Here is a 7,120-nt window from a genome sequence, read left to right on the forward strand (position 1 = left end):
TGTCCTCAATCGCCGGACGGGCTTGAAATGCCGCTGGACGCGGCTGTCCTCAATCGCCGGACGGGCTTGATGTGGCCGGACGGGTTTGATGTCAGCGCGGGTCGTGGTGTCCTCAATCGCCGGACGGGCTTGAAATGCCGCCGGACGGGCTGAGGGTGGGTGTCGGTTTCAGGCCCGTCAATGTCAGGGTCAGGAGGCGGTCCGCCAGGGCTGGGTCCGTGGGGGACTGTTCGGCTGCCAGGGCGATCGCGTTCGTGAGTTGCATCAGGTCGTCGATCGACACCTCGGGTCGTACGTGACCGCCTTGCTGCGCCCGTACGAGCAGCCGCTCGCCCGCCGCCCGCAGTGGCACGCTGCACTCCGACAGCGCCGAACTCTCGTCGTGCGACGCCGACATGAGCGCGCGGGAGAGGCCGCGGTACTCACCCGCGTGGGTGATCAGCGCCCGCAGCCACTCCACCAGCGCGCCGCACGGCTGCTCCGCCCCGGCCAGTTCGCGCGAGTGCTCCAGCAACGAGGCCAGCGCCTCCTGGAAGACCGCGCTGAGCAGGGCCTGCCGGGTGGGGAAGTGGCGGTAGAGCGTGCCGATGCCCACGCCCGCCCGCCGCGCCACGTCCTCCAGCGACGCGTCCGTACCGTGCGCCGCGAAACTGCTCCGGGCCTCCGTCAGCAACCGCTCGTAGTTGCGCCGCGCGTCGGCGCGCATGGGCCGGGGCGGCGCCTGCGCCGTACTCCTCGCCGTCATGCGGACTCCTCGTCTCCCACCGGCGGCCCGCGAACCGGCCCCCGTCGCCCCAAGGATGCCACCGCCCCGCGCGGCCCCCGCCTCGCGGACACGCCCCAGCCCCCGCCAGGAACACCCGGCGGGGGCTGAAGGGAGGGTGGTGACGGGCGCGTCAGTCCTTGATCTCGCAGATCAGGGCGCCGGAGGTGACCGAGGAGCCGACCGTGGCGTTGAGGCCCTTGACGGTGCCCGAGCGGTGGGCGTTGAGGGGCTGTTCCATCTTCATGGCTTCCAGGACGACGATCAGTTCGCCTTCCTTGACCTCCTGGCCCTCCTCCACCGCGACCTTGACGATCGTGCCCTGCATCGGGGACGCGAGGGAGTCGCCGGACGCGGCGGGGCCCGACTTCTTGGCCGCGCGGCGCTTGGGGCGCGCGCCGGCGGCGAGCCCCGTACGGGCCAGGGTCATGCCCAGGCTGGTCGGCAGGGAGACCTCCAGGCGCTTGCCGCCCACCTCGACCACGATCGTCTCGCGGCCCGACTCGTCCTCGTCCGCGTCGGCCGCCACGGCGAACGCCGGGACGGTGTTGACGAACTCGGTCTCGATCCACCGGGTGTGGATCGTGAACGGGTCTGCGGTGAAGGCCGGGTCCACGACCACCGCGCGGTGGAAGGGGATCGCCGTGGCCATGCCCTGTACGTCGAACTCGGCCAGCGCGCGTGCCGCGCGCTGGAGTGCCTGCTCGCGGGTGGCGCCGGTGATGATCAGCTTGGCCAGCAGGGAGTCCCACGCCGGGCCGATCACGCTGCCGGACTCGACGCCCGCGTCCAGGCGGACACCGGGGCCCGAGGGCGGCGCGAACGTGGTGACCGTACCGGGCGCGGGCAAAAAGCCCCGGCCCGGGTCCTCGCCGTTGATACGGAACTCGAAGGAGTGACCGCGCACCGCCGGGTCCCCGTACCCCAGCTCCTCGCCGTCGGCGATCCGGAACATCTCGCGGACCAGGTCGATCCCGGTGACCTCCTCGGTGACCGGGTGCTCCACCTGGAGCCGGGTGTTGACCTCCAGGAAGGAGATCGTCCCGTCCGCCCCGACGAGGAACTCCACCGTCCCCGCGCCGACATAGCCGGCCTCCTTGAGGATGGCCTTCGACGCGGCGTACAGCTGCGCGTTCTGCGCCTCGCTCAAAAACGGCGCCGGCGCCTCCTCGACCAGCTTCTGGTGACGGCGCTGGAGCGAGCAGTCACGCGTCGACACGACCACGACGTTGCCGTGCGTGTCGGCCAGGCACTGCGTCTCCACGTGCCGGGGCTTGTCGAGATACCGCTCCACGAAGCACTCGCCCCGCCCGAAGGCGGCGACGGCCTCACGTACGGCGGAGTCGTACAGCTCGGGGATCTCCTCCAGCGTGCGGGCGACCTTCAGGCCGCGCCCGCCCCCGCCGAACGCCGCCTTGATCGCGATCGGCAGCCCGTTCTTCTCCGCGAACGCCACGACCTCCGCCGACCCGGACACCGGATCGGGGGTGCCCGCGACCAGCGGGGCACCCGCGCGCTGCGCGATGTGCCGCGCGGCGACCTTGTCACCGAGGTCACGGATGGCCTGCGGCGGCGGGCCGATCCACGTCAGCCCGGCGTCCAGGACGGCCTGGGCGAACTCCGCGTTCTCGGAGAGGAACCCGTAACCGGGGTGGACCGCGTCCGCCCCCGAGTCCTTCGCCGCGCCGAGCACCTTGGCCATGTCCAGATAGCTGCTGGCCGGGGTGTCACCGCCCAGGGCGAACGCCTCGTCGGCCGCACGGACATGCAGGGCATCCCGGTCCGGATCGGCGTAGACGGCCACGCTCCCGATTCCGGCGTCCCGGCAGGCACGGGCGACGCGGACAGCGATTTCGCCTCGGTTGGCGATGAGCACCTTGCGCACGATGGCTCCCTCCTTGGAACAAGCTGAGTTTAGGGACTGCCGACACGCCCCCTCGACCCGTCCCCAGTGGTGAGCTTGCCCACACGGAGCGTGAGTCGAGGCTTGCCCAAGTCGCGAATTCCCTTGTGGCACCACGGTACGCCCGGATCCTCCCCCGCACAGTAACGGTCGAGTGCGGTCGGTTTCTCTGTCAGTGTGCCCCGCGCTCGATCGTGTTTCTTTGTTGACTCTCTACGAACAGGCAGATCGCCCGTTGCCTCTGCCCGAGCCCTTGTCCGGCCGTTTACCGGTGAGTAGCGTGCGCGATGTCGTCCGTACTGGCGGTAACAGCTGGAGAAGGTGGTGCCGTGATACGCAGACCCGTGGCCTGGGTGGCCGCGATCGTGCTGCTGGTGGAAGCCGTCGGTTCTGTCTTCGTCAACGGGGTGCTCGCCACCGTCGTCCACAACCAGCGGATGTCGCTGGCCGGTCTCGACCCCGACGCCATGTCCGCCGGTACGTGGGCGATGGGCGGCGTGACCGCCCTCTTCCTCGTCCTGTGCGCGGTGACCATGGTGCGTACGGCCCTCACGAACCGGGCCCCCGGCCGCTTCGGCCGGATCCTGCTGATCACCTGCGCGGTGGTGCACGGCGTGCTCGGGGCGTTGACGGTGGGGCTGGTGGGGTGGACGGCCTTCCTGTTCATGATGGTGGTGCTGGGGCTGGTCGTGCTGGTGCTGGTGGGCCCGTCAGACCCAGAGATCGGTGATCGCGACCCCGTGCTCGGCCAGCAGCCGACGCAGCAGGGGCAGTGAGAGGCCGATCACGTTGCCGTGGCTGCCGTCGACCGAGTCGACGAACGGCGCCGAGCGGCCGTCCAGCGTGAAGGACCCCGCGACATGGAGCGGCTCGCCCGAGGCGACGTACGCGGCGATCTCGTCGTCCGACGGGCTGCCGAAGCGGACGGTGGTGGAGGCGGTCTCGGACACGCGGCGGCCGGTCGCCGTGTCGATCACGCAGTGGCCGGTCCTGAGGATCCCCGCGCGCCCGCGCATCGACTTCCAGCGGGTGGTGGCCTCTTCGGCGTCGGCGGGCTTGCCGAGGGCCTCGCCGTCCAGGTCGAGTACGGAGTCGCAGCCGACGACCAGCGCGCCGGCGGCCTCCGGGAGCGCTGCCACGGTGGCGGCCTTGGCCTCGGCGAGCAGGAGCGCGAGCGCGGCGGGGTCCGGGGCGGACAACGCGTCCTCGTCGACCCCGCTGACGATCACCTCGGGCGCGAACCCGGCCTGACGGAGCAGGGAGAGGCGGGCGGGGGAGGCGGAGGCGAGGACGAGCCTGCGGCGGGGAGCGGTCATGCGGGCCATGGTAGGCGGGGGGCCCATGGACGTCAGAGCAGACCCAGGACGAGCATCGCCAGGATCATCGCGAGCGCGAGGACCACGCCGGCGCGGCGGAGCATGGTCTGCCCCTCGCGCAGTTCCTCGGGTGCTTCGTTCTTCGGGTCGGACCACAGCATGCCTCCGATCCTCCGGCGATCCCGTCCCGGGCGCCTGAGTACACGTACTCAGGCGCCCTGCCGCCGGTGACCAGGCCCCTCAGCCGGGCCAGTAGGTGCGGGCCCAGGAGCGGGGCCCCGGCCGGTGCAGCCGCTCGCGGAGCACCCGGTCCGGGGCGGACCAGGCGGCGGGCGGCTCGGGCGGGGCGGTCTCCTCCGCGCCCGTGGCCCGTACCCGCGCCTGGACGACCGTCAGGGCGGCGGCCAACTCCTCCGGAGTCGGATTGCCGCGTATCACTTTGATCATCACCATGCCCCTTTCCCGTTCCCTGCTTCCCCCACGAACCGTCCAGACCGTCCTGACCCTCTAGAGCGGGATGTTGCCGTGCTTCTTGGGAGGCAGGCTCTCCCGCTTCGTACGGAGTTGACGCAGGCCCTTCACCAGGTGCGCCCGGGTGTCCGACGGCATGATCACCGCGTCGACGTACCCGCGCTCGGCGGCCACGTACGGATTGAGCAGCGCGTCCTCGTACTCCTGGATCAGCCCCGCCCTGGCCGCGTCCTGCGCGGCCTCGTCGCCGGCCGCCGCGATCGTACGGCGGTGCAGGATGTTCACCGCGCCCTGCGCGCCCATCACCGCGATCTGGGCCGTCGGCCAGGCCAGGTTGAGGTCCGCGCCGAGGTGCTTGGAGCCCATCACGTCGTACGCGCCGCCGAACGCCTTGCGGGTGATCACCGTGATCAGCGGGACGGTGGCCTCCGCGTACGCGTAGATCAGTTTCGCGCCGCGCCGGATGATGCCGCCGTACTCCTGGTCGACACCGGGCAGGAAGCCCGGCACGTCCACGAACGTCAGCACCGGGACGTTGAAGGCGTCACACGTACGGACGAACCGGGCCGCCTTCTCCGAGGCGTTGATGTCCAGACAACCGGCGAACTGCATCGGCTGGTTGGCGACGATCCCCACCGGATAGCCCTCGACCCGGCCGAAGCCGGTCAGGATGTTCGGCGCGAACAGCGCCTGGGTCTCCAGGAATTCACCGTCGTCCAGCACGTGCTCGACCACGCGGTGCATGTCGTACGGCTGGTTCGCCGAGTCCGGGATCAGCGTGTCGAGCTCGCGGTCCTCGTCGGTCGTCTCCAGCGCGGCCTGCTCGGGGAAGGCGGGCGGCTCGGAGAGGTTGTTCGAAGGGAGGTACGACAGAAGGGACTTGACGTATTCGATGGCGTCCTTCTCGTCCCCCGCCATGTGATGCGCCACGCCGGACGTGGTGTTGTGCGTACGGGCTCCGCCCAGCTCCTCGAAGCCGACGTCCTCGCCGGTCACCGTCTTGATGACGTCGGGGCCCGTGATGAACATGTGCGACGTCTGGTCCACCATCACCGTGAAGTCCGTGATGGCGGGCGAGTAGACGGCGCCGCCCGCGCAGGGGCCCACGATCAGGCTGATCTGCGGGACCACCCCGGACGCGTGCACGTTGCGCCGGAAGATCTCGGCGAAGAGGCCCAGGGCCACCACGCCCTCCTGGATCCGGGCGCCGCCACCGTCGTTGATGCCGATGATCGGGCAACCGGTCTTCAGCGCGAAGTCCATGACCTTCACGATCTTCTCGCCGTACACCTCGCCGAGCGAGCCGCCGAAGATCGTGAAGTCCTGTGAGTAGACGCAGACCGGGCGGCCCTCGACCGTGCCGTAACCGGTCACCACGCCGTCACCGTACGGCCGGTTCTTCTCGATGCCGAAGGCGGTCGAGCGGTGCCGGGCGAACTCGTCCAGCTCGACGAACGAGCCCTCGTCCAGCAGCAGGCCGATCCGTTCACGGGCCGTCAGTTTGCCCTTGGCGTGCTGCTTCTCCACGGCGCGCGCGGAGCCCGCGTGGGTGGCCTCCTCGATACGGTGCTGGAGGTCCGCGATCTTGCCCGCGGTGGTGTGGGCGGTTCCGGGCTCGGACATCGGGGTGCGGCTCCCTGCGGGGTTGCGGGTGCGGTGGGTCTTGTGCCGTGCTGTCTGCGCCGTGCTGTCTGCCCGGCTACTGATCCGTAGCGTATCGGCGCGGATACGGTTCGGCAGTGCGGTGTTTGCCACATCTAGGGTGGCTCGCATGACCGATCCCGAAACCCCACACAGCCGCTGGTCCGACCTGGACCGGCCGCCGCTGAACGAACGGGCGCTGCGGCGCGGGCTCATCCGGCCGGGCGGCCTGTGGACGTCCTTGGACGTCGTCACGACGACCGGCTCGACCAACTCGGACCTGGTGGCCGTGGCGTCCTCGCGCCCGGAGGGCACGGTCCTCGTGGCCGAGGAGCAGACGGCGGGGCGGGGGCGGATGGACCGGCGGTGGTCGGCGCCGGCCCGCTCGGGGCTCTTCTTCTCCGTACTCCTCACGCCGGGCGACAACGTGCCCGTCCACCGGTGGGGGTGGCTGCCGCTGCTCACCGGCGTGGCGGTGGCGACGGCGGTCGCGCGGTCGGCGGGCGTCGACACGGCCCTGAAGTGGCCGAACGACCTGCTGGTCACGGTGGACGGCGAGGAGCGCAAGGCGGGCGGGATCCTGGCGGAGCGCTCGGGCGACGAGGCGGTGGTCGTGGGCATCGGCCTGAACGTGTCGCTGCGCGCGACGGAACTCCCGGTCCCGACGGCGGGCTCGCTGGCGCTGGCGGACGCGGTGTCCCTGGACCGGGACACGCTGCTGCGATCGGTGCTCCGGTCGCTGGAGCAGTGGTACGTGGACTGGCGCGAGGCGGACGGCGACCCGGCGACGTCGGGCCTCCAGGAGGCGTACGCGGCGGGCTGCGCGACGCTGGGGCGGACGGTGCGGGCGGTGTTGCCGGGTTCTGTGGAGCGGGTGGGGGAGGCGGTGGCCGTCGATGGGGACGGCCGTCTTGTCTTGGCGATGGCTTCGGGGGGCCGGTATCCGGTGGGGGCGGGTGACGTGGTGCACCTGCGTTGACCGGGGTTTTTGGTTGCGCTTACTGATGTCCTCAATCGCCGGACGGG

Annotated in this window: 8 protein-coding genes; 2 read left to right on the forward strand and 6 right to left on the reverse strand. The window is 71.0% G+C overall.

Annotated features, from left to right (window positions below):
- Nucleotides 1–112 precede the first annotated feature (112 nt).
- Nucleotides 113–745 carry a TetR/AcrR family transcriptional regulator gene (locus GT042_RS13840; RefSeq protein WP_161309009.1) on the reverse strand — a complete coding sequence of 211 codons (633 nt, stop codon included), beginning with the start codon at nucleotides 743–745 and terminating at the stop codon, nucleotides 113–115.
- 151 nt (nucleotides 746–896) lie between these two features.
- Complete coding sequence (locus GT042_RS13845; RefSeq protein WP_161309010.1) at nucleotides 897–2,648, reverse strand: biotin carboxylase N-terminal domain-containing protein; 1,752 nt, start codon at nucleotides 2,646–2,648, stop codon at nucleotides 897–899.
- A gap of 305 nt (nucleotides 2,649–2,953) precedes the next feature.
- Between GT042_RS13845 and GT042_RS13850 the strand changes: the two genes are divergently transcribed.
- A complete protein-coding gene (locus GT042_RS13850) occupies nucleotides 2,954–3,442 on the forward strand; it encodes a hypothetical protein (RefSeq protein WP_161309011.1) in 489 nt (162 codons plus the stop codon).
- Here GT042_RS13850 and GT042_RS13855 read toward each other — a convergent pair.
- The 4 genes from GT042_RS13855 to GT042_RS13865 form a co-directional block, all read right to left on the reverse strand.
- Nucleotides 3,377–3,991: a nucleoside triphosphate pyrophosphatase gene (locus GT042_RS13855; protein WP_202532744.1), complete on the reverse strand. Its 615-nt coding sequence runs from the start codon at nucleotides 3,989–3,991 to the stop codon at nucleotides 3,377–3,379. The genes GT042_RS13850 and GT042_RS13855 overlap by 66 nt on opposite strands.
- Before the next feature lie 23 nt (nucleotides 3,992–4,014).
- Nucleotides 4,015–4,143, reverse strand: a complete 129-nt coding sequence (locus GT042_RS39850) for a hypothetical protein (RefSeq protein WP_272925716.1) — start codon at nucleotides 4,141–4,143, stop codon at nucleotides 4,015–4,017.
- 79 nt (nucleotides 4,144–4,222) lie between these two features.
- Nucleotides 4,223–4,429 (reverse strand): acyl-CoA carboxylase subunit epsilon, encoded by a 207-nt coding sequence (locus GT042_RS13860; RefSeq protein ID WP_161309015.1) that lies wholly within the window; start codon nucleotides 4,427–4,429, stop codon nucleotides 4,223–4,225.
- A gap of 60 nt (nucleotides 4,430–4,489) precedes the next feature.
- Nucleotides 4,490–6,076 carry an acyl-CoA carboxylase subunit beta gene (locus tag GT042_RS13865; RefSeq protein WP_161309013.1) on the reverse strand — a complete coding sequence of 529 codons (1,587 nt, stop codon included), beginning with the start codon at nucleotides 6,074–6,076 and terminating at the stop codon, nucleotides 4,490–4,492.
- A gap of 148 nt (nucleotides 6,077–6,224) precedes the next feature.
- On the opposite strand from GT042_RS13865, the gene GT042_RS13870 reads away from it, so the two are divergent.
- Nucleotides 6,225–7,073: a biotin--[acetyl-CoA-carboxylase] ligase gene (locus GT042_RS13870; protein WP_161309014.1), complete on the forward strand. Its 849-nt coding sequence runs from the start codon at nucleotides 6,225–6,227 to the stop codon at nucleotides 7,071–7,073.
- Nucleotides 7,074–7,120: the final 47 nt, after the last annotated feature.

The organism is Streptomyces sp. SID3212 (assembly GCF_009865405.1).
In the GTDB taxonomy this organism is placed as follows: Bacteria; Actinomycetota; Actinomycetes; order Streptomycetales; family Streptomycetaceae; genus Streptomyces.